The organism is Shewanella sp. M16 (assembly GCF_018224605.1).
GTDB lineage: Bacteria > Pseudomonadota > Gammaproteobacteria > Enterobacterales > Shewanellaceae > Shewanella > Shewanella oncorhynchi.
In genome coordinates, this window is the sequence record NZ_JAGTUL010000006.1 from 1 (window position 1) to 23,435 (window position 23,435).

21 protein-coding genes are annotated in these 23,435 nt (G+C 44.3%); 9 read left to right on the plus strand and 12 right to left on the minus strand.

Annotated elements, in window-relative coordinates:
- The 8 genes from KFE26_RS05450 to KFE26_RS05485 form a co-directional block, all read left to right on the plus strand.
- Positions 1 to 834 (plus strand): TerC family protein (locus KFE26_RS05450; RefSeq protein ID WP_212599858.1); only part of this gene is annotated, 834 nt, incomplete at its 5' end.
- Between the two features lie 195 nt (positions 835 to 1,029).
- On the plus strand, positions 1,030 to 2,568 hold the full coding sequence (locus KFE26_RS05455; protein WP_212599859.1) for a hypothetical protein: 1,539 nt from the start codon (positions 1,030 to 1,032) through the stop codon (positions 2,566 to 2,568).
- A gap of 253 nt (positions 2,569 to 2,821) precedes the next feature.
- A complete protein-coding gene (locus KFE26_RS05460) occupies positions 2,822 to 3,700 on the plus strand; it encodes an ABC transporter ATP-binding protein (protein WP_028760513.1) in 879 nt (292 codons plus the stop codon).
- 12 nt (positions 3,701 to 3,712) lie between these two features.
- Entirely contained in the window at positions 3,713 to 7,270 is a 3,558-nt protein-coding gene (locus KFE26_RS05465) for a M1 family aminopeptidase (protein WP_212599860.1), read from the plus strand.
- 171 nt (positions 7,271 to 7,441) lie between these two features.
- Positions 7,442 to 9,163, plus strand: a complete 1,722-nt coding sequence (locus KFE26_RS05470; RefSeq protein ID WP_212599861.1) for a phospho-sugar mutase — start codon at positions 7,442 to 7,444, stop codon at positions 9,161 to 9,163.
- Between the two features lie 174 nt (positions 9,164 to 9,337).
- Positions 9,338 to 9,721, plus strand: a complete 384-nt coding sequence (locus KFE26_RS05475) for a VOC family protein (protein ID WP_212599862.1) — start codon at positions 9,338 to 9,340, stop codon at positions 9,719 to 9,721.
- A gap of 88 nt (positions 9,722 to 9,809) precedes the next feature.
- Positions 9,810 to 10,259: a GyrI-like domain-containing protein gene (locus KFE26_RS05480; RefSeq protein WP_173497884.1), complete on the plus strand. Its 450-nt coding sequence runs from the start codon at positions 9,810 to 9,812 to the stop codon at positions 10,257 to 10,259.
- Positions 10,260 to 10,368: 109 nt separating this feature from the next.
- Positions 10,369 to 11,082, plus strand: a complete 714-nt coding sequence (locus KFE26_RS05485; RefSeq protein ID WP_028760503.1) for a YafY family protein — start codon at positions 10,369 to 10,371, stop codon at positions 11,080 to 11,082.
- Between the two features lie 116 nt (positions 11,083 to 11,198).
- Here the strand turns inward: KFE26_RS05485 and KFE26_RS05490 are convergent, their stop codons facing one another.
- The 9 genes from KFE26_RS05490 to KFE26_RS05530 form a co-directional block, all read right to left on the minus strand.
- Positions 11,199 to 12,491, minus strand: a complete 1,293-nt coding sequence (locus tag KFE26_RS05490) for an aerolysin family beta-barrel pore-forming toxin (protein ID WP_212599863.1) — start codon at positions 12,489 to 12,491, stop codon at positions 11,199 to 11,201.
- A gap of 705 nt (positions 12,492 to 13,196) precedes the next feature.
- On the minus strand, positions 13,197 to 13,499 hold the full coding sequence (locus KFE26_RS05495; protein ID WP_011789923.1) for an AzlD domain-containing protein: 303 nt from the start codon (positions 13,497 to 13,499) through the stop codon (positions 13,197 to 13,199).
- Positions 13,496 to 14,335, minus strand: coding sequence for an AzlC family ABC transporter permease (locus tag KFE26_RS05500; RefSeq protein ID WP_212599864.1), 840 nt, complete (start codon positions 14,333 to 14,335; stop codon positions 13,496 to 13,498). The genes KFE26_RS05495 and KFE26_RS05500 overlap by 4 nt, the downstream gene beginning before the upstream one ends.
- A 125-nt stretch (positions 14,336 to 14,460) precedes the next feature.
- Positions 14,461 to 15,297 carry an AraC family transcriptional regulator gene (locus KFE26_RS05505; RefSeq protein WP_212599865.1) on the minus strand — a complete coding sequence of 279 codons (837 nt, stop codon included), beginning with the start codon at positions 15,295 to 15,297 and terminating at the stop codon, positions 14,461 to 14,463.
- A 188-nt stretch (positions 15,298 to 15,485) separates the two neighbouring features.
- On the minus strand, positions 15,486 to 16,142 hold the full coding sequence (locus tag KFE26_RS05510) for a Vat family streptogramin A O-acetyltransferase (RefSeq protein WP_212599866.1): 657 nt from the start codon (positions 16,140 to 16,142) through the stop codon (positions 15,486 to 15,488).
- A 30-nt stretch (positions 16,143 to 16,172) separates the two neighbouring features.
- Positions 16,173 to 16,688, minus strand: coding sequence for a ClbS/DfsB family four-helix bundle protein (locus KFE26_RS05515; RefSeq protein ID WP_212599867.1), 516 nt, complete (start codon positions 16,686 to 16,688; stop codon positions 16,173 to 16,175).
- A gap of 57 nt (positions 16,689 to 16,745) precedes the next feature.
- On the minus strand, positions 16,746 to 17,054 hold the full coding sequence (locus KFE26_RS05520) for a hypothetical protein (RefSeq protein ID WP_212599868.1): 309 nt from the start codon (positions 17,052 to 17,054) through the stop codon (positions 16,746 to 16,748).
- Positions 17,055 to 17,408: 354 nt separating this feature from the next.
- Positions 17,409 to 17,861 (minus strand): hypothetical protein, encoded by a 453-nt coding sequence (locus KFE26_RS05525; RefSeq protein ID WP_212599869.1) that lies wholly within the window; start codon positions 17,859 to 17,861, stop codon positions 17,409 to 17,411.
- A gap of 139 nt (positions 17,862 to 18,000) precedes the next feature.
- Positions 18,001 to 18,492: a DUF2938 domain-containing protein gene (locus KFE26_RS05530; protein ID WP_249195589.1), complete on the minus strand. Its 492-nt coding sequence runs from the start codon at positions 18,490 to 18,492 to the stop codon at positions 18,001 to 18,003.
- A 90-nt stretch (positions 18,493 to 18,582) separates the two neighbouring features.
- Between KFE26_RS05530 and KFE26_RS05535 the strand changes: the two genes are divergently transcribed.
- On the plus strand, positions 18,583 to 18,906 hold the full coding sequence (locus tag KFE26_RS05535) for a helix-turn-helix domain-containing protein (protein WP_081729048.1): 324 nt from the start codon (positions 18,583 to 18,585) through the stop codon (positions 18,904 to 18,906).
- A 433-nt stretch (positions 18,907 to 19,339) separates the two neighbouring features.
- Here the strand turns inward: KFE26_RS05535 and KFE26_RS05540 are convergent, their stop codons facing one another.
- From KFE26_RS05540 to KFE26_RS05550, 3 genes are all read right to left on the minus strand, one after another.
- The gene (locus KFE26_RS05540; protein WP_028760492.1) at positions 19,340 to 19,543 is read right to left on the minus strand and encodes a hypothetical protein; all 204 of its coding nucleotides are present in this window, start codon (positions 19,541 to 19,543) and stop codon (positions 19,340 to 19,342) included.
- Between the two features lie 636 nt (positions 19,544 to 20,179).
- Positions 20,180 to 21,829, minus strand: a complete 1,650-nt coding sequence (gene panP, locus KFE26_RS05545) for a pyridoxal-dependent aspartate 1-decarboxylase PanP (RefSeq protein ID WP_212599870.1) — start codon at positions 21,827 to 21,829, stop codon at positions 20,180 to 20,182.
- Positions 21,830 to 22,110: 281 nt separating this feature from the next.
- Complete coding sequence (locus KFE26_RS05550; protein WP_212599871.1) at positions 22,111 to 23,325, minus strand: glycerate kinase; 1,215 nt, start codon at positions 23,323 to 23,325, stop codon at positions 22,111 to 22,113.
- Between the last annotated feature and the right edge of the window lie 110 nt (positions 23,326 to 23,435).

A 23,435-nucleotide genomic window follows, 5' to 3' on the forward strand; every position in this document is an offset into this window, starting at 1 on the left:
TTTTATATCTGTATGGGCTTATTGTTTGGGGCTTGGCTCTGGTGGTACAAGGGTTCAACCGCCGGTATGGAATACCTAACGGGCTATCTGATTGAAAAATCACTGTCTATGGATAACGTATTTGTTATCGCGTTAATCTTCAGTAGCTTAGGTATCCCACGTTTATACCAACATAGAGTGCTCTTCTGGGGCATTATGGGCGTAATAGTGTTGCGCGCCATTATGATCGGTCTTGGTGCTGTGCTTGTTGCCCAGTATCAAGGTGTACTAGTGTTATTTGGACTCTTCTTGATTTTCACTGGCGTGAAAATGCTCTTCTCAAACGATGAGCACGGTGATATTCAAGACAATAAGTTTTATAAATGGTTACGCACTAAGATGCGTTTTACGCCAACGCTGCATAAAGAAAAATTCTGGGTACGGGGTGAAGAGCATCAGTTAACAAATGGATGGTGGGCGACGCCGTTATTCTTGGCGTTGATCTTAGTGGAAACCGCGGATTTGGTGTTTGCAGTCGACAGTATTCCAGCTATTTTTGCGATTACCCAAGATCCTTTCATCGTCTATACCTCGAATATCTTCGCGATTCTGGGGCTACGTGCTTTGTATTTTGCGTTGGCTGCTATGGTGCATCGTTTTGAATACCTTAAATATGCGCTGTCAGTGGTATTAGTATTTATTGGGGTGAAAGTGGGTTTAGTGTATTTCAATCACGAGGGAATAGTGGACTTTACTATCCCTACTGCCGTGTCCCTTGGTGTGACTTTTGGTCTGTTAGTCTTAGGTGTCTTGTATTCGCTGTGGAAGACGCGCGGGCAAGAAGTTGAGAAATAGTTTGGACGGCTAGTCCAATAAGCAATATGTTTCGGCCGTTTAGTCATACTAAACGGCCTTTTTTATATCCTTAATATGTGAATCGTTAAGCTTTACAGAAGATGTTAAAAATTAGTCTATGCTTAATTCGAGCCGTTGTTAGTTTTGGGCTCACAAAGGGAGTTTTTAGGACTAATACTCTTCAAGGACGATATTATGACACTCAACATTACCGCCATACTTCTGCTCACCGTTTGTTCATTGACCACAGTCAACGCAAAAGCTGCAGATAAGCAATCGCCTAACACTAGATCTAACGTAAATTCAACCTGTACTGGAGCCTATCCAAGTTACTTCCAAGATCCTGCTTTTACAAAAACAGGTATGTGGGATAATCAGGTCACCATCAATCAAGCTTATTCTGGCTGGAAGGGGCCTATTTTTAGCCTCAGTGATGCTTATTCGAGTGCCAAACCAGATAGCGCTGCACCTTGGCTTGAATTCAACCCCTTCGATAAAAGTCTGAGTGAGACAGAGAAAAATACCCAAGCGTGGAAATACCTTTGGGCTGTGATGAAGTACATCCAAGAGGGAAACATCGACAAAGGTGATGTCAGTAAAGACTGGGATCTGTGTAATAACAAGGTGCGCTCTTGGTACCATATTCCCTATCAGACCTATGATCCCATGAGTGGGCGGGAATTTATCCATGGCTTGACCCGAGAAGCCCCCGTTACTATGGAGATAAAAGGCCAAGGCTCCCTTAAAACCACTATGTGGGCGGTGGGTTTTTATAATCCTCAGGCGGCAAACAGCATTGGCAAGGTATGGACGGGGGCACCATCACCTGTGATGCCCCAGCAAAATTTTGCATTTAATGAAGGCAGTGTGATTGGCAAGTTATTGTTTACTACTGCAACGCCTAATAACTATCCTTTCCTTGAAAATGTACCTGTTTGGCAAGCCAATATCAGTGCCAGTGATTTCTGTGTATGTAAAAACGCCGATGGCAGTGCCTGTAGTTTCCAACAGGAAACAGAGCAATGCCCGCGCTCTGTCGCCGATGTGTACTTATTGCAGTTTGATATTGCAGTGCGAGACAGCCGTTCACCCGTGGGCTGGGCCTATGGCACTTTTGTCGCCGATGGTCAGTTTAAAGCGAAAGAGAAAAATCCTTGGGATCGTATCTCACCTCTGGGATTAATGTGGGGGAATGACACGCCGCCAGCAACTGTGGGAGCGGCAGCATTCCCTCAAAACCCAATCACAGGGCTTAAGGATAGCGCCGTATTTCAAGAGGTTGTTGGCCGTTTGAATGAGCACACCAATGCGGGACACTTAGGGTGTAATGGGCGCCTAAATGGCCCTGCGGATAATGCATTAAGTAGCTGTTTATCTTGTCATCAAACTGCTTCAGTTCCCGATAGTACCAATAATACACCGGCAATCCTGTACCAATTTGCCTCGTATCAAGAGCCGGGCAGTGGTCAATGTTTAACATCGCCCAGCGCCCTCGATTTATCGATTGACCAAGTGTATTTCAAAACCTTTATGTGTTCTGCGTCCTTCGTTGGACCCAGTAACATAGTCCCTGCACCTAAATATACTCAAGGGCAAAAACAGTGGATTTCTACTGATTTTTCATTGCAGCTTAGTATTAGTCTGACCCAGTGGCAAGAATGGCAACAAGACCAAGATAACCTGAAAAAGAATATCAAAGTACGTGTATTTGATGGCACTTTACCCTCGCGCTAATGTTGGCGTTTATGTAACTAATTGTATTTAGTACGCCATATTTTAATTCGTGGCACATTTTTACTTTTATATTGTATTTCAATAGCAAGGGACTCAAATAGAGTCCCTTTTGCTATTTTAGGGATTAAGAATATGTAGTTTGTTTTGCTGGCTAGCATTCTGTAAGTACATGAATATCTTGATAACTACTGTAAAGGTTAATTTTATGTGATAGTTTGTCGGTATTTTGAACTCACAGACGCAAGAGGGAAGCATGCTGACTATTTCTAATCTCACTAAAACCTATGATAACGGTGTTAAAGCACTCGATGGTGTTGATTTAACGATTTCCAAAGGGATGTTTGGTTTACTCGGACCCAATGGTGCGGGAAAGTCATCACTGATGCGTACCATTGCCGCGCTGCAAAGTGCCGACAGCGGCAGCATAGTGTTTGATGGTATTGATGTATTAGCCGATCCTCAAGCGCTGCGTAAAACCTTAGGCTATTTACCCCAGGATTTTAATGTTTATCCGCGTATTAGCGCCTATGACCTGTTAGATCATTTAGCCATTCTTAAGGGCATTAATCAGAGCAAGCTGCGTAAAGAAGCTGTTGAAGGATTGTTGGCACACACCAATCTTTATCAGCATAAAAATAAAGCCGTGAGTGGTTTCTCTGGCGGTATGCGTCAGCGCTTTGGTATTGCGCAGGCCTTGCTTGGTGATCCTAAGCTATTGATTGTGGATGAGCCTACCGCGGGTCTCGATCCCGAAGAACGTAACCGTTTCCATAACTTGTTGGTGAGTTTAGGCGAGGAAAAAGTGGTAATCCTCTCGACTCACATTGTTGAAGATGTGTCTGAACTCTGCGCTAATATGGCGGTTTTGGCATCGGGTAAAATTCTGCTTCAAGGCAATCCACATCAATTGGTGGGTGAATTAACGGAAAAAATTTGGACTAAGACTGTGAGTCAAGCACAGGCACAGGAGCTTGAAGCGCAATTACCTGTGATTTCTAAGCGTTTATTAGCGGGACGCACAGTCCTTAATGTGATGGCTGAAACTTGCCCTGAAGGATTTACCCCTGCGACTGCAGGGCTTGAAGATCTGTATTTCTCTACTTTACTCAGTCACCGCCGTCAGGCTGCCTAAGGAGATATCAATATGTTGTTATCAATGCTTAGGTTTGAGTGGCGTTATTATTTGCGTCAGCCATCCTTTTATGTTGTTTCTTTTCTATTGTTTTTAATGAGTTTTCTATCAGTCGTCTCTAACAATATTCAAATTGGTAGCGGCGGTGAGGTGATGAAAAATAGCCCATTTGGTATTACTCAAACCATGTTGATCATGGGACTCATTTCCATGTTTGCCGTGGTGAATTTTGTGGGTAGTACGGCTATCCGCAATCATCAGCATTTGATGGAAGAGCTGATTTATAGCAAACCCCTATCACCATTTGCATACCAATTTGGTCGGTTTCTCGGCAGTTTTGTTGTGGTGATGATGGTATTTGCCTTTATTCCCATAGGGTTAATGCTTGGCTCTTTTATGCCATGGGTCGATGCTAGCCGTTTTGGGCCTTTTGCGTTATCGAATTATCTTGTGCCGTATTTTTTACTCGCCATGCCGACTTTGCTGCTGATCTCGACTCTATTCTATGCGATGGCAAGTCATTTTCGTTCCTTAATGGCGCTCTATCTGACCGCTGTAGCTATGTTGGTGCTTTATACCTTGACGGGTGAAATGGCGAGTCAGCCACAATATCGTACTATTGCTGCTTTGCTTGATCCCTTTGCGCTGCGCACCTTTGCCGAAGTGACCCGTTACTGGACCATTAGCGAGAAGAATAGCCAGTTAATTGAATTCTCAGGACTCGTACTGCAAAACCGGGCGATATGGTTTGGAATTGCCTGTGTATTACTGGCCGTTTCAGGGATTTTCCGTCAGCCGAGTTTGACTAAGAAACGTGAGAAAAAATCCGATCACGCAGGAAAAGTTCCAAGCTTAGTGCCTTTGGCACAATTGGCTATGGCAACTGAGCCTAATGGTCGCCAGCAATTTTGGACGCGGGTTAAATTTGAAGTACGGCAAGTACTATTTACCGCGCCATTTGTGGTGTTAGGTGTGCTGACTATTTTCAATTTAGTCGGCCCCATGTTCGATGATTTTGGTTGGTACGGCACATCTAATTGGCCATTAACCCAAGATATGGTGAATAACATTGCCGGCGCGACGGGGCTGTTGATGGTGATAGTGCTGATTTATTACAGCGCAGAAATCGTCTGGCGTGAACGCAGTTCAGGAATGGGAGATATTGTCGATAGCGTTCCCGTATCAAACTTAAGCTTTTGGAGCTCAAAGCTAGTATCTGTGGTCATAGTGATGACCTTGCTGTATGTGCTCGCCATGTGTACCACAATTGCTTTTCAACTGATAAAAGGACAAGCCAATCTTGAGATTGCTCAGTACCTTATTCGACTGGGATTTTATTACCTCCTTCCGCTGTTGATGACCGCTGTGCTGGCGTTTTTCCTGCAAGTGCTTAGCCCAAATAAGTACGCAGGTATGGGACTATTTGTTGCTTATTATCTAACGACATTTGTTATGGCAAGCTGGGGATTTGGCCATAGCTTATATAACTTTGGTCAATCACCGACCTTAATTTACTCGGATATGAACGGCTACGGTTGGGGTTTATTAAGTCATGCACTCTATATGATTTACTGGGGGGCTTTTAGCCTTATCCTGTTTGTTTTAGGTTATGGCTTGTACCATCGCGGACCGCAGCAAAGCCTTAAAACCCGTATGGGATTACTGAGTTATCAGCTTGGTTTTAGTGGCAAAGCTATTGTGAGCGTTGCTTTGGTGGTGTTTTTGGGTATGGGCAGTTATTTGTTCTACCAAACAAAAGTGTTGAATCATTATTTAACCCAAGATGAAACCACAGATCTGCAAGCCGATTATGAGAAGGCCTTCAAACAATACCAAAGCATGCCGATTTTAGTGGCCACTAAGGTCAATGCGAATATTGATATTTTCCCTGAAGAGAGAAAAATTGTTGCTAAGGTGATATTCGAATGGCAAAACAAGTCAGATAAGCCAATCGAAAGGATGTTAGTGCAGTGGCCCGAGCATACTGAGGCCGAAACGGTAAAAATCAATATCCCGAATACAAACTTAGGTGAGTTAGATAGCCGCTATCGCAATGCTTGGTTGACCTTTTCGACACCTGTGCAGCCTGGGCAGGTGGTGCAAGGGGACATTCAATTAGTACGTCAGTCTGTGGGTATTGCTGAAGCTGGCTTTGATATGTCTGTGGTTGAAAATGGCACCTTCATCAACAACTTCGAACTATTGCCCCTCTTTGGTTATCAAGACGGCTATGAGCTGATGGATCGCCACGAGCGCGAAAAGCGCGATTTAGCCGAAAAAGCTCGAGCGAACAAGCTTGAAGACAGCCGTTACTACACGCAAAACTTCTTTGGTGTCGATGGTGATTTCATTCAGTTTGAAGCCACTATTTCGACAAGTGCAGATCAAATTGCATTAGCGCCAGGGTATTTGCAAAAACAGTGGCAGCAGGATGGGCGTGAGTATTTCCATTATTCAATGGATAGCCCTATGGTGAATTTCTACGCGATTATTTCGGGCCGTTATCAGGTGGAAAAAACTGAGCACAATGGTGTTGCGGTTGAGGTTTACTACCATGCGGAGCATCCTTGGAACGTTGCGCGCATGATAGAGTCGGTTAAAGATTCTATCGATTACTACACACAAGCATTTGGGCCTTATCAGCATAAGCAAATGCGAATTATGGAGTTTCCGGGTTACCGTAGTTTTGCACAAAGTTTTGCTAATACAGTACCTTACTCAGAGCGTATTGGTTTTATTACTGATTTACGCAATGAGGATAATATCGATCCTGTGTATTACGTCACAGCCCATGAAGTGGCGCATCAATGGTGGGGACACCAAGTGGGCGCTGCGGATGTGCAGGGCAGTGCTGTGATATCCGAAAGCTTGTCACAGTATTCGGCGCTGATGGTGCTGGAGAAAAAGTACGGCGATAAAATGATCCGTAAATTCTTGAAATACGAATTAGATAGATATTTACGTGGCCGTTCATCCGAATCCATCAAAGAAATGCCTTTGCTGCGTAGTGAAAATCAGCAGTACATTCATTATCAGAAAGGCTCAGTGGTGATGATGGCCATTAAAGATGTGTTGGGTGAAGCGAAACTTAACGCTAATTTGAAGGCATTCTTAGCACGTTATCAGTATCGTAACGATCCTTTCCCAACCACATTGGATTTAGTGAGTTACCTTGAGCAAGGCACAGATGAAGCGCAAGCTCGCTTTATCGATGAGTCTTTTAATGACATCACGCTCTACGATCTTAGGTTAACCAATGCGGTCATGACCACTCTGCCTGATGGTAAGACGCAAGTTGACTTGAGCATTTATGCCAGTCGCAAAGTCGCGAGTGGTAAAGGTGAAGAAACTGAACAACCTTTAGATGCCATCATCGATATCGGTGCCTTTAGTGCCGATCCCGATAAGCTCAAGGATGACAAACAGGTATTATTGATTGAGAAGCACAGGCTGGTCAGTGGTGAAAACAAGCTGACGATCACTTTGGCTGAAAAACCCAGTTATGTGGGGGTCGATCCCTTTGTGAAGCTCATCGACAGAGATACGAAGGATAATATCTTTAAACTCTAAATCCGTTTTGAAACCAGTTTGTTAAAACCAACGCACTATCTGGCATGACCTGTTAGATAGTGCGTTTTTATGGCAATACCCATGGCTCATTTTGAAATTAATGCAAATTAGCTTGTTCTTCTACGTGCTTTTTCCTAAGGTGATTGCAAATGATTTTCAATGAGGCGTGATATGAATACCCATCTACAGCTACAGGTAAACCATTGGCTTGAAAATGATCCTGACCCTCGCACTCAAGCCCAGTTACAAACCCTAATTGATAGCGGCAATGAAGCCGAACTCGCAGCGCGCTTTGCGGGTCGCTTGGAATTTGGCACCGCAGGATTACGTGGTGTCGTCGGCGCTGGGCCTATGGGGATGAACCGTTTGGTGATCCGCCAAACCTCTGCTGGCCTTGGTGCTTATCTACTTGATCAGATTAAAGATGCAGCCGAGCGTGGCGTGGTGATTGGTTATGATGGTCGCCACGATTCATTTAATTTTGCCCATGATGCGGCGAGTGTGCTCACCGCTATGGGGATTAAGGTGCGCTTAACGTCCAAAGTAGCGCCAACGCCGCTAGTGGCCTTTGGGGTAAAACATTTTAATGCGGCAGCAGGCATTGTGGTGACCGCGAGTCATAACCCGCCGCAATACAATGGCTATAAAGTCTATTGGGAGAATGGCGCGCAGATTATTCCACCCCACGATTCTGGTATTGCCGCTCAAATTGAGCGCGCCGCGAATCAAGCGATTCCGTTTTTAGAGCATGATGACGCGGTAAAACAAGGTAAGTTAATTATCCTGCAGGACGATTTTTACCAAAGCTATCGCCATGGCGTGCAGCAAGCTGAGGTGCTGCAAAACCATACCGCTCCTGAAAAGGTCAGTTTAGCCTATACCGCCATGCACGGTGTGGGTGCCGAAATGGCTGAAACGGTATTGAAAGATGCAGGTTTCACCCAAGTGTATTCGGTTGCCTCCCAGCGTGAACCCGATGGCGATTTCCCGACGGTTAACTTCCCCAACCCTGAAGAAAAAGGGGCGATGGATTTAGTGATTGCCGAGGCGAAAAAACACGGCGCTATGCTCGCCTGTGCTAACGATCCCGATGCCGACCGTTTTGCGGTTGCAGTGCGTAACGAGGATGGCGAGTATCAGATGCTGACGGGCGATCAAGTCGGTGTGCTCTTTGGGCATTACTTGTTATCTCACGCTAAAGATAATCAACGACTTACAGGCACCACGATAGTGTCATCGAGCCTGTTATCTAAGATTGCTCAAGGGTTTGGCACGCAAAGCTTTACCACGCTCACTGGCTTTAAGTGGTTGATGAATGTGGGTATCGTGAAAACGTCCCCTGAGGATCAATTCCTGTTTGCCTATGAAGAAGCCCTTGGCTACACAGTTGGCAGCATGGTGTGGGACAAAGACGGCTTGTCGGCGCTGGTGGCATTTGCCCAATTGACTGCCGAGCTGGTGGCGAAGGGGCAAACGATTTGGGACAGACTCGAGCAAATTTACCGTGAGCATGGGTTCCATCTCAATGCGCAGGTGAGTATTGCCTTAAAACCTGACACGCCCAATATTGGCGCCTATTTGCGCGAGCATCCACCGGTGAAGATTGGTGAGTTAGATGTGCTATCAACCGATGATTTAAAGGCGCTTGAGCGTCGTTTTGCTGATGGAAATGTTGAGAAAATCGACTTACCACCGAGCGATGTATTGACTTACTGCTTAGCGGGAGGGGCTCGGGTGATCGTCAGGCCATCTGGCACTGAACCTAAAATTAAGTGCTACTACGAAGTGGTAGAAACTATGGTTGATACAGATACCTTAGCTAGCGCCCAAGCGAGGGCGAGCAAAGCTATGGATGATTTTATTCAGGCACATCAAGCCAGTTTGCCAAAATAATCTTGGTTGCTGGTTAAGTTAAAACGCCAAAATTCACTTTTATTAAAAGGCTACTGACATCATGCTGTCAGTAGCCTTGTTTTATTCTTGTTGTCGCCCGTTAATGATTCTGTCCTGAATTGTACTAATAAGGTTTTGAATCATTGATATTTTTTCAACAAGGAGAAAGTGAAAATGTTATCTATTGCACCGTTAGTTTGGGGTGAAATTCCTGTCAGTGACATGAACCGTGCCGTTGCTTTTTATCAGCAGCATTTTGGGGTCGAGTTTAAACGTGACGATATGGAAGACATGGAATATGCGAGCATAGTCACTGAGGATGCGAGTGCGGCGAGCATAGGGCTAGTCAAGTGCAGTATGAGTCAGCCGTCAATGCAGGGCAGCACAGTGTATTTGCATTTCAGCACCCACTTACAACCGCTAGTGGATAAACTCGCTGCCGCTAATGTGAATATTTTGCTGCCAGTGACGCCGATTAATGGTGGAGAGTGTGGTTACATCGCGTTATTTGCCGATAGTGAAGGCAATAAAGTCGGTCTGTGGTCTAAGGATAAGTAGTCTCGAGTGTTAAATTTTTAGCGTCGTGCCCTTAAGGCACGACGCTAACATTAACCTATTGGTTTAGATATCTATGGAAGAAACAAAGATGGATGTGGTTTATATTGATGCTCGACCGTTACTTGGACTAAGCACCCGCACGAATAATCGGGCAGAAATGTCTATCGATAGCGCTAAAATTGGCAGTTTATGGCAAGCCTTTTTTGAATCATCCCAGCTGACCGCTATGCTCAATTCGCCCATGTATGGCGTGTATTATGACTATGAGTCAGACATGAATGGCGAGTTTTCTGTGCTGGTGGGTAAGGCAATTGATGCCCCTGTTGATGCAAGTCATTTTACGCCATTGGAGCTTAACGCGGGCAAGTACCTAAAATTCACTGCTCAGGGTGATATGCCCCAGTGTGTTATCGATCTTTGGGGACAAGTGTGGGGTTATTTTAGCGCGGCTGATTGCTCTCATCAGCGACGCTATCAAACGGATTTTGAAGTCTATCTTAGTGCTACTGAGGTTGAGATCTATATCGGGATTTTATGATTCAAATCGTAAAAGCACTCAAGTGTGTATTCAAGGACATACCAGCGATTGACCTAGGGTAATAATACTTAATCAACTGATTGATAGATAAAGGGTTAAACCAGAGCTAATGCGCCGCGCTGATCGCCTATTTCAAATAGTGCAAATTCTTAAACACAAACGCCTGACCACAGCCCAAGAGTTGGCTGAACGGTTAGAGGTTTCTACACGCACGATTTACCGTGATGTGCAGGACCTGTGTTTAAGTGGCATTCCTATTGAAGGGGAAGCGGGTGTCGGCTATTTGTTGCGCCACGAGGTTAATGTTCCGCCCTTGATGTTTAACGAAGCCGAACTCGAAGCGATTCAAGTTGGCATGCGTATGGTGCAAACTTGGGGTGGTAAGGAGCTTGGTAGCGCCGCGAGGCAGGCGATGATTAAAGTCGAAGCTGTGTTGCCTAAACGATTACAAGCCTATCAATCCCTAATGTTTTCACCGGATTTTTACCTCGATTCCAATGAGTTCCAATTCCTCGATCCCTTGCGTAATGCGGCTCAGCGCCGCGAATACGTCAAACTCTTCTACCAAGATGTCAAACTGGATGTTACCGAGCGGGAAGTTAGACCGCTCGCCATCTATTTTTGGCGTGGTACTTGGACCTTACTGACATGGTGTGAGCTACGTGCTGATTTTCGTAATTTCAGGGTCGATCGCATCACAGGTCTTGTGCGGTTAAACCGTCATTTTGATCTCACTCTTGGGCAAGAGCTTGAAGATTATATTTGCCTGATGGATGAGCAATCGAAGGCGCGAGCAGAAGCGAAAGAAAAGCCACTCGAATGAGTGGCTTTGTATTACATTTCTAATTTGCTAGTAACTTTCTAGTAATTCGCTAGTTGTATCGAGATCTCTCTGATACTGGTGTCATAGTAGTTATTGAGAGCCTAAGCTCACCGTTTTTAATTGTTTAACATGACTTCACTTGATTGCGAAATATTCAGTTTTTTGATTAAACCATCTTCATCATTGTTTTGGAGCTCGCCGACGGCAACCTGAATATTGCGACTCAGTCCTAATTTTTGAGCGCTTTTAGGACGATTAGCAATGTCTTCATCCGTTAGTGGATAGGATTCACTGGCATCGATATTAAATTGACTCGAATCTATTGCTGTAAATTTACCGCTGATAGGTGCGCCATGTTGTCTAACAATATTCGCCAATTGCCACTCAAAGCCACTTTTTGACTGTGCCGAATTAATCGCTGCAGGCCAATCCCATACACCATAACCGTTAATATCTTGATGAAGATATTGGTCGACTAAGGCTTCTGGTCCATTAAGATTATTCGCATTCGCTCCGCCAAAGGTGTAAGGAAAGTTAGGTCTATTTGTCGGATGATTAATATGCGCATTACCACCCCATTTTAAGAAGTTCTCATATTTTATATCGTACATCATATATAAACTTGAGGTGTATGGGACATCTGCCTTTTGTTTAAATAGGGTGATTGAAATATAACGTTTGCTGCGAGGCGGCATAATTGCGCGGTACTGCGCCTGACTCGAAATCGTTGTACTTTTGCCGTCGGTTTCACTCCAACCTTGGCTGGCAGAAAATTCGGCGCTGATTTCAGAACTCGCTCCACCTATTCCTGGAATACCCACTTCATATTTATTGGTTACGCCAATTTTCTCGGAGAAGGAGAAATTATCGGTTTTGGCCCAGCTAGTGGTGTAATCATAGTTAAGAGTGGCGACACCAGTATCTTCGGTATCGCCCCAGTTATAGATAACCACAGGAGCAGTATAAATAGCCTCACGATCATAAACTTGAGGTGAACCTAACTTTAGACTTTGAGGATTAGTGACGAAATGAATATTTTGTAAATTTACCTTCAAACGTTCATTCGCTCTGTAGCCGCTTGCATAAGGATCATTACCGTTATAGCGGGCTTTAAGACTGTATTCGTTGCTCGATTCTCTTCTGACTTCGATGTCTTCACCAACATACTGGGATGCTGTACCGCCAGCCCATGCATATCCGAGATGGTGTCCTAAGGAGAATAACGAGCTGATAAACGAGGGGTCGTTAATTGCATCATTTTTAAGCGAATCAAGATCAGGGGCTGCGTGTTCTACCATTGACAGTTTTGGAATAGTATTCGGAATAGCAGCTTCGGCCAACAAAGAAACAGTTCCAAGTGCGGTTAAACAGGATAAAGTTAATATACCCAGGCTAGATTTTGTTCTCATGATTTTTCCTTTATTTTAATAAAATAGGTCCTTTCATTGAGAGCGCCGATGGCAATTATATGTAGTCCTGAATCATATAAATAATCATTACTGCTAGGCACATCTAAAAAAGCTAACACTATTATTTTTATTAAACAAAATAAAAATGAATTAATTTTAGGCGTGTTTTAATCTGGTTAAAAATGTTAATCACTTTATTTTTAAACGGTATTTAGAACTTTATAATATAGTGTATTTACTTTAATTTTTAGTGGGTTGGTTTTTGAATGTGGATTAATATTTATGCGGCATTTTATTATGTAAAACTTTTTAAATGGACTCTTCATTCCGAGAACTATACTGAGATGAGTGCCGTAATAGATGCTGTAAATAACATTTCTGAATGGACGTTTTAGAGACTAAATAGTTTGAATATGGTTAGGTTAAGTATTTTGTTTTTATTGTTTGAGCCTTTGTTATTGCTGATAAATATCATCACTCTTCCATTATCGTCGATGTGTGAAATACCGTTAAAGCCGATACTGTTAGTTGCACAGACATAAGAGTCTAAATACATGAAGATTGTGGAAAATTAAGATAACGTGGAAGTAATTTTCTAGGGGGCGATGTCTCAGAGGGGTTAGGCTGTGTAAAAGAGTGGTAGGGACAGTGTAAGTGATTGATGCAAGAGTCAGTGCCGTTGCTGAGCACTGACTCTTTGTTGACTTAGTGGATAAAGAAAAACAGTCCCATACTCAGCACTGTGGTCAGCAAGGTATTCCGGGTGACGAGCGCCAACACAGTAGCGACTATGGCGCAGATGAGATAGCTGTTGTCTAGGCTCAGATCGAGCTGACCTTCCTGCACAAACACTATGGGCGCAAAGATCGCAGTGAGTACCGCAGGGGCCGAGTAACTTAAAAAGGTTTGGGTGCCCTTACTTAATCGCAGCGGTAGTTTAGGCTCAAGTAGTAAATGACGACTGATAAACACAACCGCCGCCATTGAAAAGATCATTAACCAAATCATGCTTTTTCTCCTGACAATGTTTTTGTCTTAATGTCAGTCCCAGCTCCTGTATCTACTTCTGTTTTGGTCTGTGCGCTTGCTAACTGATTTGCGGATTGTTCTGCGCGTTCCGCTTCCTTGGTCACTTTGGCGTAAAGTACACCTGCCGTCATTCCCGCAATGGCGGCAATGAGCAGTCCCGCTTGCATTTTAAAAACGGCGCATACCACTGCTAGGGTAAGCGAGACTAATACACAGACGAGAATCGATGGCTTTTTTATAGTAGGAACGACCAGAGCGATAAAGGTGGCTGCGATGGCAAAATCTAATCCCATCTCATCTAAATTCTCGATCGCATTGCCCGCCACTATGCCAAGTAGTGTGGCTATGTTCCAACCGATATAGAAACTCAAACCGCCGCCAAGGGCGTACCAAGGGTCGAACTTATGTAACTTGCCTTGATTGGCGATGGCAAACAGTTCATCTGTGAGCAAAAAGCCCAATGTTAGGCGCCACTTTAACGGCAAAGGACTGATTTGACTGCGCATCGCCATTGCATATAACAGATGGCGCGAGGTGATGAGTAACGTCGTAATTAAGATACTCCACAGACCAATACCGGCTTTCACCATGCCGAGCGCCACTAATTGAGCCGCGCCCGCAAAGATAATCGCCGACATAGCTTGGCTCTCAATGGGCGTTAGCCCAACCTCAATGGCGAAGGAGCCCGCTAAAATGCCCCAAGGTACAACCGCTATCGTCAACGGCATCATGGCTAATGTACCTTTTAAAAATGCCTTGGATTTCGATGGATGCACAGGATAAACATCAGGTTCTATAAGCTTGTCGGTGGTCACTTTGGCTCCTAAAAATAGCGGCGACGGGGTTGCTGTTAAACAATAAATGCTTGGATAAGGTTGCTTGCTTAGTCAATCGAGGAGAAAGCAAGAATGAGCATGGCAGATTAACTTAAAGTGGTTGTTTAGGCTTGGATAATATTGCGGCCTATTTCTTTGGCAAATTGCCCCGGCGTAACACCGACTGTCTTCTTAAAATGTCGATTCAAGTGACTTTGATCGTGAAAACCACAATCGAGGGCGACATCGAGCAGCCGTGAGCCTTGTTTGATTTTTCCTTTGGCGAGTCTCACTCTGGCCTGAATTTGGTAAGCGTGGGGCGGTAAGCCGTAATAACGCTGAAATTGTTTGAGTAAATAATAGGGGCTTAATCCTGCAAGCGTTGCCAGCTCTTCAAGGGAGATATCGGCAGCAGGATGATCGTCGATAAAGGATTTCACCAGTGCTAACGCAGGCTTAGCGATTACAGCGAGGTCATAGCTTGGGCGATTCTTGCCATGGCGTGTCATCAACTGTGTCAAGCTTGAATAGACCAAGCTTTCGCGCAGTAAGCGATTGTCCGATGTATCTAAAGTCGTAAAGGTGAAGCGCAGCAGTTCGGCTAATTCAGGATCGTACACTACGGGCTCAGGGAAATAGGGCGCACCGTTGTTTGTTGCTAGCTCACTGTTAATACCGGCAAACTGCGCAGGGACTGGATACATGGCACGATAGGACCAGCCGCCTTCAGTCGCGCTACAGCCATTATGGACTTCATCAGCGTTGACGAGAATGATGCTGTGCTTTGGCGCCACATGGTTGCCACCCGTGCGATAAAAACGCTGTGCCCCCGTTTCAATCACGCCGACTGTGTAACCTTCGTGGGTGTGCCGACTAAAGTTTTGTTTATGGTAGTGGGCATTGAGTAACTCGAGGCCACCTAATTCACCGGCAATCTGGTAGGCCGCATGTTCTGTGTTCACACTAGGCCTCCGTGTTTAGTGTATGAATGGGCGGGTTGTGCCTGATAGTAACCCAGAAACCTTCAGTGCTTTTGTACAAAATTGCGCATATTGGATTTTGTTTGCGTTTAATGGCGTTTTTTTATGTTTGTTGCTTAATGCTTGTCGCTTGAGATTTTTTGTTCAGTCTTGCTCGCGATAGGCGTTATTTAGGTTGCCTGCTGTAATGTTGTGAGTTCTGCACCCGCGATAGCCTCTAGGTGTTGAGTGATTTTCTCTACCGGCCAATCCCACCAAGCGATGGCAACAAGCTCATCTATCACAGTTTGCTCGAATCTCAGCTTGATCACAGTGGCAGGATTACCGCCAACCACAGCGTAGGGCGGTACATCTTTTGTTACTACGGATTGACTGGCAACAATGGCGCCGTGGCCAATTTTCACCCCAGGCATGATAGTGGCGTTATAACCAATCCATACGTCGTTACCGATACAGGTATCGCCCTTAAAAGGTAAATCTTCGGGCTTGGGCGCCGCTTTCTCCCAGCCATTGCCGAAGATATAAAAAGGATAAGTCGAGAAGCCAGATACTTGATGATTGGCGCCATTCATAATGAATTTCACGTCTTTCGCAATGGCACAGAATTTACCGATATTCAGTTTATCGCCAATAAAGTCAAAGTGATAAAGTACATTCGACTCGAACCTCTCAGGACCTGCTGGATCGTCATAATAAGTGTAATCACCGACAATAATGTTCTCGCGGGAAATAAAATTTTTAAGAAAGCCAACCTGAGGAAAGCCTTTCATCGGCGCTTTATCGTTGGGATTTGGTCCTAACTGCGGGTGAGTGTGGGTACTTGGCATGAATACCTCCGTGCTTAAAAGAGTTGTTTACTAGGGTAATGCATTGTCTTTTTTGAATCGTCGTACTTTGGTACGCATATTCTTCATCGGGGAGTAAGTATTGAACTGGATCATACGGCCCAGAGTCCATTTATCGTACCAAGTTATGCCGTACAGTTGCTGATCACTGAGACTCGCAATCAGCGTTGACAATTTTTCCATTGTCATTTCATATTCATCAAGTAAATCAGTATATTGCCATTGGCTATATTCATGATGAAATCGCTCTGCTAATAATCCCAGTTGATTCCATTTATAGCCCGTATCGGGAAAATCAACGGGGAGTGCTTGCGATGTTAACTCGTACCATTTGAGCACTAATTTACCCCAACCAATAAGGTAAGCGACGGTATCACTTACACTAATTTGTGTACCTTTGATGTTTCCTTCTATACTGCACACACGGGACATTTGGGTTGGGATTGAACGATAGTCTGCCATCAATTTGGGGAAAACTGAGTAAATAGCCAATTCAAGTTCTTGTTTTGATTGGGGGATAGATGACATCACTACCTCGTTTACATTAGATGCTTAGGCTGAGTTTAACATCATCTATTGGGCTATTTAGTATTCACTTGTCACAATAAGCTCTTGTTCAATAGATTCAACAACTAAGGCAAGTGTACTATTTTCTTGCTTAAAGCCGACAGAGCAAATTGCCATCGCTCCGTTACCACAGGTTATTTCAGGGTAATCTTCTGTCATTGGCGTTTCATCTTCTGCTACGGGCGCTAATACCCAGCCAGTAGCCAATAAACTCGATTTCACCTCAGCGTATTTTTTACCCCATAACGCGCTTGTGTCCTGTGCTTGAGTAAATAGAGGCAATGCGCCAAGACTTAGCATGATCAGTGGGAGAATTATCTTTTGCATATAAAGCTTTCTAGTTCCTATGTGGTTTCTGTTGGTCGCTTAGCGCTTGTGAGCGTGTTAACAGCATATATTATTCATGGTCCCTCTGCGCATTATCCCTATGTGCATTAGTTGGGGGAATTATGTCTGTTCTTGTTTATTCGTTTTTCCCAATATTTTTCATACAGTATCTGTGTTGATATAAAAATAACAACGAACACCCCCGTATCAATAATAAATTTCAATGGATCAAAAGGGTCGCTAAAAATTTCGTAGTGAAAATCGAAGTATTTGAATAATAATTTTGAGCCAATAAAAGCAAAGATAAAAGAGATAAAGAACTTCAATGGTTTTTCCTTAAAATATGTTGATAAATTAACCATTCTTTTTGGCACGTTTGTACTCTTGTTGGGATTGATAAATTCCCAGAATGATCAGGCCAAATACGAAATAGAACATTTTTTGCGCTGAAAACTCGATTGTCAACGTAGGATGTTCTAGGTGGCGGTATAGAATACTGTGAGAAATTGCCTCTGTTATCGTCAGAATAAATGGATAGCTAATTAATGCGATAGACGATATTTTCGCGAATTTGTACGTTTGAGGTTGTTTAATGAATTTTGCAATAAATAGTAACGCAAATGATAGCGTCAGATTGCTTATCCATAAAATAGCCGCCGTAATTCGTACTTGAGTATGACTGGCTTGTTCCGCATCGGGATAAACCTCTAATATCTCCTGCAAGTAGCTTGCTGGGCTCACTAATCCCCAAATAGGGTAAAGGCATAGCAGCACGGCAGTGAGCATTAAAATATATCTGATAAACATCCTTTTTCTCCGACAGATTCTGCTTGGAAAGCTATACTTGTTGTACGAATCATTACCTTAGCATTGTTTTTTACAAGTGGCGATTGCTTTGGCTAAAACTAAATTATTGCGACAAAAGTTTTTTAATGGATAGCTAAATTTAAACATGGACTAAATATTTCAGGCTTAAAGCAGCAAAAAATAGTCCTAGGCCATAGACGCTATGTGTCAGTAAACTTAGCCACCGAGCTTTCCATGGTGAAGGTGTTTTATTTGCTGCAATCCCAAATCCAAGACAAGGTTGAATGACATAGAAAGGAAACACTATGGTAACAAAACCAGTCATTAGTGCAGGTATCAACGTTGGCTCAAATAACCACATCTCCCCAAAGATTAATACATGAATTAAAGCAATAATAATACCGATAAAATAATGCAGAAACCAACCCAGAAAGGTTTCTCCTTTAACAGATGGGGTTGCCATAATAGGCCGATGAACCAGCTGACCTCTGTAAATAAACCAACGTCCCACAAATGCATAGTCAAGAGTTGGATTATGAAGTACGTTTTTTTGCCACCATGACCATGAATCCATTATTAATGTGGCACCAATACCCACTAATATTGACTGTAGCCAAATAGAAATCTCCATTCAGTTTTCCCTCTTGGTATTCTTTCCTGATATTGATATAGTTCAGGCATGGTACAACTTGAAGTCAACTTTAAGTCAAGAGTGAATGTTATGGATATTGCAGAGGTATCACGCGAATCAGGATTAGCTCCTTCAACATTGAGATTTTATGAAAAAATTGGACTTATCCAGTCCATTGGCAGAAAAGGACTTAGACGCCAATATGCCCCTAAAATCATTAATAAATTGAATATTATCTCACTTGGACGTATTGCAGGTTTATCATTAAACGAAATCACTACGATGTTTAATGAATCGAATCAATTGACCATTGATCGTAATTTACTGGCGAAAAAAGCATCTGATATTGATCTCAACATTAAGCGGCTAAAAGCAATACGAGATAGTCTTAACCATGTAGCAAGTTGCCCATAATCAGATCACTTAGAATGTCCATCATTCCAAAAACTAATGAAATCGGTAAAGTCTTTTGAATCTTAATCAGTGATAGAAATCAATCACTCGCTATGCGTATAAGAAATATTGTGGTTACTTAAATTTAGCAATTGAATTCGACACACAAAGGAGTGAATGATCAGTACTTAATCTTGGCAATAGCGTTTAACTTATTTTGTGCTAATCAAACTTATTTAAAATAGATGGTGCTTTAAAACAATGGGTGCTACAAGATCTGATGTGCTTATCGTCGAACACCCACCATGCCTACCTTGTGTGATGGAAAACAAATTTATCCTGAAAAATATTTAACCCAAATTCAACCAGATACTGCCCAATAAATGGATAAGTTTCATATTAGGTCTAAGCTAATTAATTTTAGCCTTAGTCCATCATATATAGTATTAGATTGTTAATTCTTTCTCGAAGAAAGATAAGTCATCACAGCTATCATGCTCCCAATTACAATACCTGTAATTCCAAAAAATAAGCCAGCTTCTTGTCCATATATAGCACCTGATTGTAGCAGTGAATAGACAGGTGAAAGACCGAAGTATCCCCCAATCACACAACCAGTTACAGAAAGTAAAAGACCAACCTTAGTTCCAATGTTCATTTTATAAAATCCTTTTTTGGTAAAAATTTACTGGTACATAGACATTACTATTCTCGGTGCAAATGTCTGCCTCCGTGTTTTTCGTGGATTAGTTAAACTAAAGTCTGAACTTCCCGTCAAGCCGCAAACAAGCACTGGAGCAACGTAACATATATAAAAATAAAATAAAACTAACAAACTTTGGTTTGATTTGTTCAAAGTGAAAGACCATAGGCACTTAGTCTTACTGGCGCGTAAGCTAATCTCACTAAAGAGTGAGACACCTACACCCTTGGTGTTTTTCAAGCTAGTTTTCACTCTTATGTGTGGAGCATGACTGCCTATGTGATAGTGGTATGTATTTTTCCATATGCAGCAGATTACGCAGAAATTAGCAAAGGCGAATTCAACTGCTGACGTGACCTTCGATGACATGGATGTCATCGCAGAGCCGCCATGGATGGCTTCACGGCGAGTCACGGAGGCAGTTGAATTCGGCGTACAAATGACAATGAATAAGCGCTTAATTTTGTCTCTTTAACGTGCAGCTAATTCATTGTCTAATAGCAAAACAGCCGCAAAAATCTTTGCGGCTGTTTTGCTATTAGAAACTTTTTATCTGAAAGCCGCTATTTGAAACTCATCATCCCAAACTTGCTAATCCACAACCATCGCCATTAGTGCGGGTAAAAACTCGTTATCTAGTGCAGCGATTTCACTTTGTTCTACCAGCACTTGATTGAGGATATCATGGCTGGTGAGGGGGTTGGCGAGCACTACGCGAAACACCACTGTCGCTTGTCTAAAATAGCGGGCTGGCTGAATGCGGGTGCGGGAGACGAAGGATTTACCCTGTTCGCGTTGGTGCTTTTGAATAAACTGAGTAAGACCATCGAGCAGCTCGTTAAAGCGAGCGAGTTTTACTGTGTCTGCTTGCTCACAGGCAAGCTGCATGGCGGCTTGGATGCGGGCGGGCACATAACGGTAAGTCAGCAGACACAGTTCTGGCTCAGTGATTAGCTCAAAATCCTCATGGGCTTTGATTTGTTCGGCAAAATAGCGGGCTTTTTCAAGGCTGTTATTGATTAAGATTTCATAACCATCGCGGCCTATGATCTGCAAGCAAGCGTGCACTAACATCGCCATGCCGGGGCGAGAGCCTTCCAGCGTTTGGCTGCCGAGATCCTTTGAACCACGGCGCAGAATATACTCGGCGTGATGGGCAATCGCGTGGGCAAACTCTGGGTCTTTAAATAACACCATGCCTGCGCCCATAGGCACGTACATTTGTTTGTGGGCATCGATAGTGACTGAGTCCGCAAGTTCGATACCTGCGAGTAAGTGGCGGTATTTATTGGATAATAAACTTGCGCCGCCCCACGCTGCATCCACATGGAAATGGCAGTTTAACTCTTTTGCCAGCGCCGCTAACTCTGTCAGTGGGTCAACATTACCGGTTTCTGTTGTGCCCGCCACGCCAACAATCGCCAACACTTTGATGTTTTTGCTAGCAAGTTCAAGGGCGGCTTGGCGCATTTTCGCGACATCGACCTTGTTATCGCTGCCAGTGGGAATGCTGATGATATTGTCACGACCGATGCCAAGCAGATCGACGGCTTTGCCCAGCGAATAGTGGCCCCGCTCCGACACTAAAATCGCTAAATCGTCATAGCCATAGTGGCGTAGTGCCTTGAGTAAGCCTTCGCGGCTGACGCCTTTAAACTCACCATTGGCTTTCAATAATTGGTTGCGGGCAATCCACAGGGCCGTGATGTTGGCCACTGTGCCGCCGGAGCAAAATGCCCCGAGGGAATGATTGGCGCTGTGCATCCAGCTTTGATAAAAATCCGTGTCTTGGGCGTAAATCAAATGGTGCATCATGCCGAGCACTTGGCGCTCAAGCGGCGTAAATGCCTTAGAGGTTTCTATTTTGACCAGATTTTGATTGAGTCCCACCATCATTTTTGACAGCGGCAACACAAAGTAGGGCAGTGCCGAAGTCATGTGGCCGATAAAACTTGGCGCCGCTGTGTGCACCGAATGCGCCACCAGATTTTGCATAATTTCGTCGGTGTAATCGGAGACAAAACGCGGCTGAGTTGGGATCTCAAAGGCTTGAAAATCGGTTTCAATTTCCGACAAGGGTTTTTCGAGCGCGGCGATACTGTCACCCAAAAAGCCTGCTAAGTCCTCGGAGAGCTTTTGCTCAATAATACTCAGCGTTGAGCTTGCATCTTCCGGTGCAGTAAAAATGCGCAGCAAACTTGCTTCGGATGCGGTGGCTTGGCGAGGGAGTTTCTGGGTCATGGGGCTTGCCGTCTATTAATTTTTATAGTGAAACCGCAAATTGGCTCGAAGAGTATAACGGACCAGTGATTCTCGACCAGTGATGCGCGATCAGTGACTCTCAAATGTTCAATCAGCGGAATACCAAAAAGGGAGCTCACTTTACTGCAAGGCCTTTTAGGCATCAAGCACTAAAATTTGGTATTACCAAAGTGTTGCGGCCTAAATAAGCAAAGGCGCTGTTATGGCGCCTTTCTTCAAATCATTAAACAGAGGGAATTACTTAAGTATTAGTTCCAGTATTAGCGCTGACCTAACATGAGTACCGCGCCGATATTTCGGGCGGTATTGCAAAGGTTTAGCTTGGCATTAGCCAGCACATCATCGAGCGGACTTAAGTGCGGGATGATAGGGAAGATAGCCGTCATACCGTGATCCAATATGGCATTGGCGTTTTCACCGAGGCAGCCCGCGATACCGATAGTGGGAATGCCCTGCAATTTGGCTTGCTTTAACACGCCCATTGGGGTTTTACCAAACACGGTTTGACCATCGATGCGGCCTTCACCTGTGATCACTAAATCGGCGCCACGGATTTTGTCCGCAAGGCCAACGGTTTGCATTACGATCTCAACCCCAGGTTTAAGCTTGGCATTTAAAAAAGCCATCACGCCAAGACCCATACCGCCAGCAGCGCCAGCCCCCGCATGATCGCGGTGATCGCTAATGCCATTGCGGGCAATCACATCGGCATAATGGGCAAGAGCGGCATCTAGCTGCTTAACCATCTCGGGCGTCGCACCTTTTTGCGGACCAAAAATTGCCGATGCACCGCGTTCACCGCACAGTGGATTATCAACATCGCAGGCAACTTCGAAGCTGCACTCACGTAAAAGTGGATGAGCGTTTGATACATCGATTTGAGCAAGGTTCGCCAGCGCTGCGCCGCCAGAAGGCAAGGTTTTACCTTGGCCATCGAGCAATAAAATATCCAGCGCTTGGGCCATGCCTGCGCCGCCATCGTTGGTGGCACTGCCGCCCAGCCCCAAAATGATGTGCTTTATCCCCCGATTAAGCGCATCACAAATCAGCTCGCCCGTGCCATAACTTGTGGTAAGCAGCGGGTTACGTTGCTCCCTCGGCACATGGTGCAGACCTGAGGCTGAGGCCATTTCAATCACGGCAATCGCGCCTCGATGTGGCGATTTGTTCGTTGGATCTGCACGTGAAACTGACGCAGAACTTGTATTCATCGCAGCGCTGAGAATACCTTCACCAAGGATGCCATAGTGTGCTTGCACTCTATGCCCCAGTGGCCCCATGACTTCTAAGCTGACAATACTGCCGCCCGTGGCGTCCACCATAGATTGCACTGTGCCTTCGCCACCATCGGCAACGGGTATTTTGACTATGTCGCAGTCGGGGATCACTTGTCTTAAGCCTTGCTCGATTGCGTTGGCCACTTCGAGCGCGCTTAAGCTTTCTTTAAATGAGTCGGGGGCGATAACTATTTTCATTAAAAATCCTACAGCTAAATGGGATAAAACAGGGCTCAATGTTGAACACTAAACCCAAGGCCACTTACGTTGGGCGCAACAACATCCCTGTGCTAAAACTGAGGTGATAT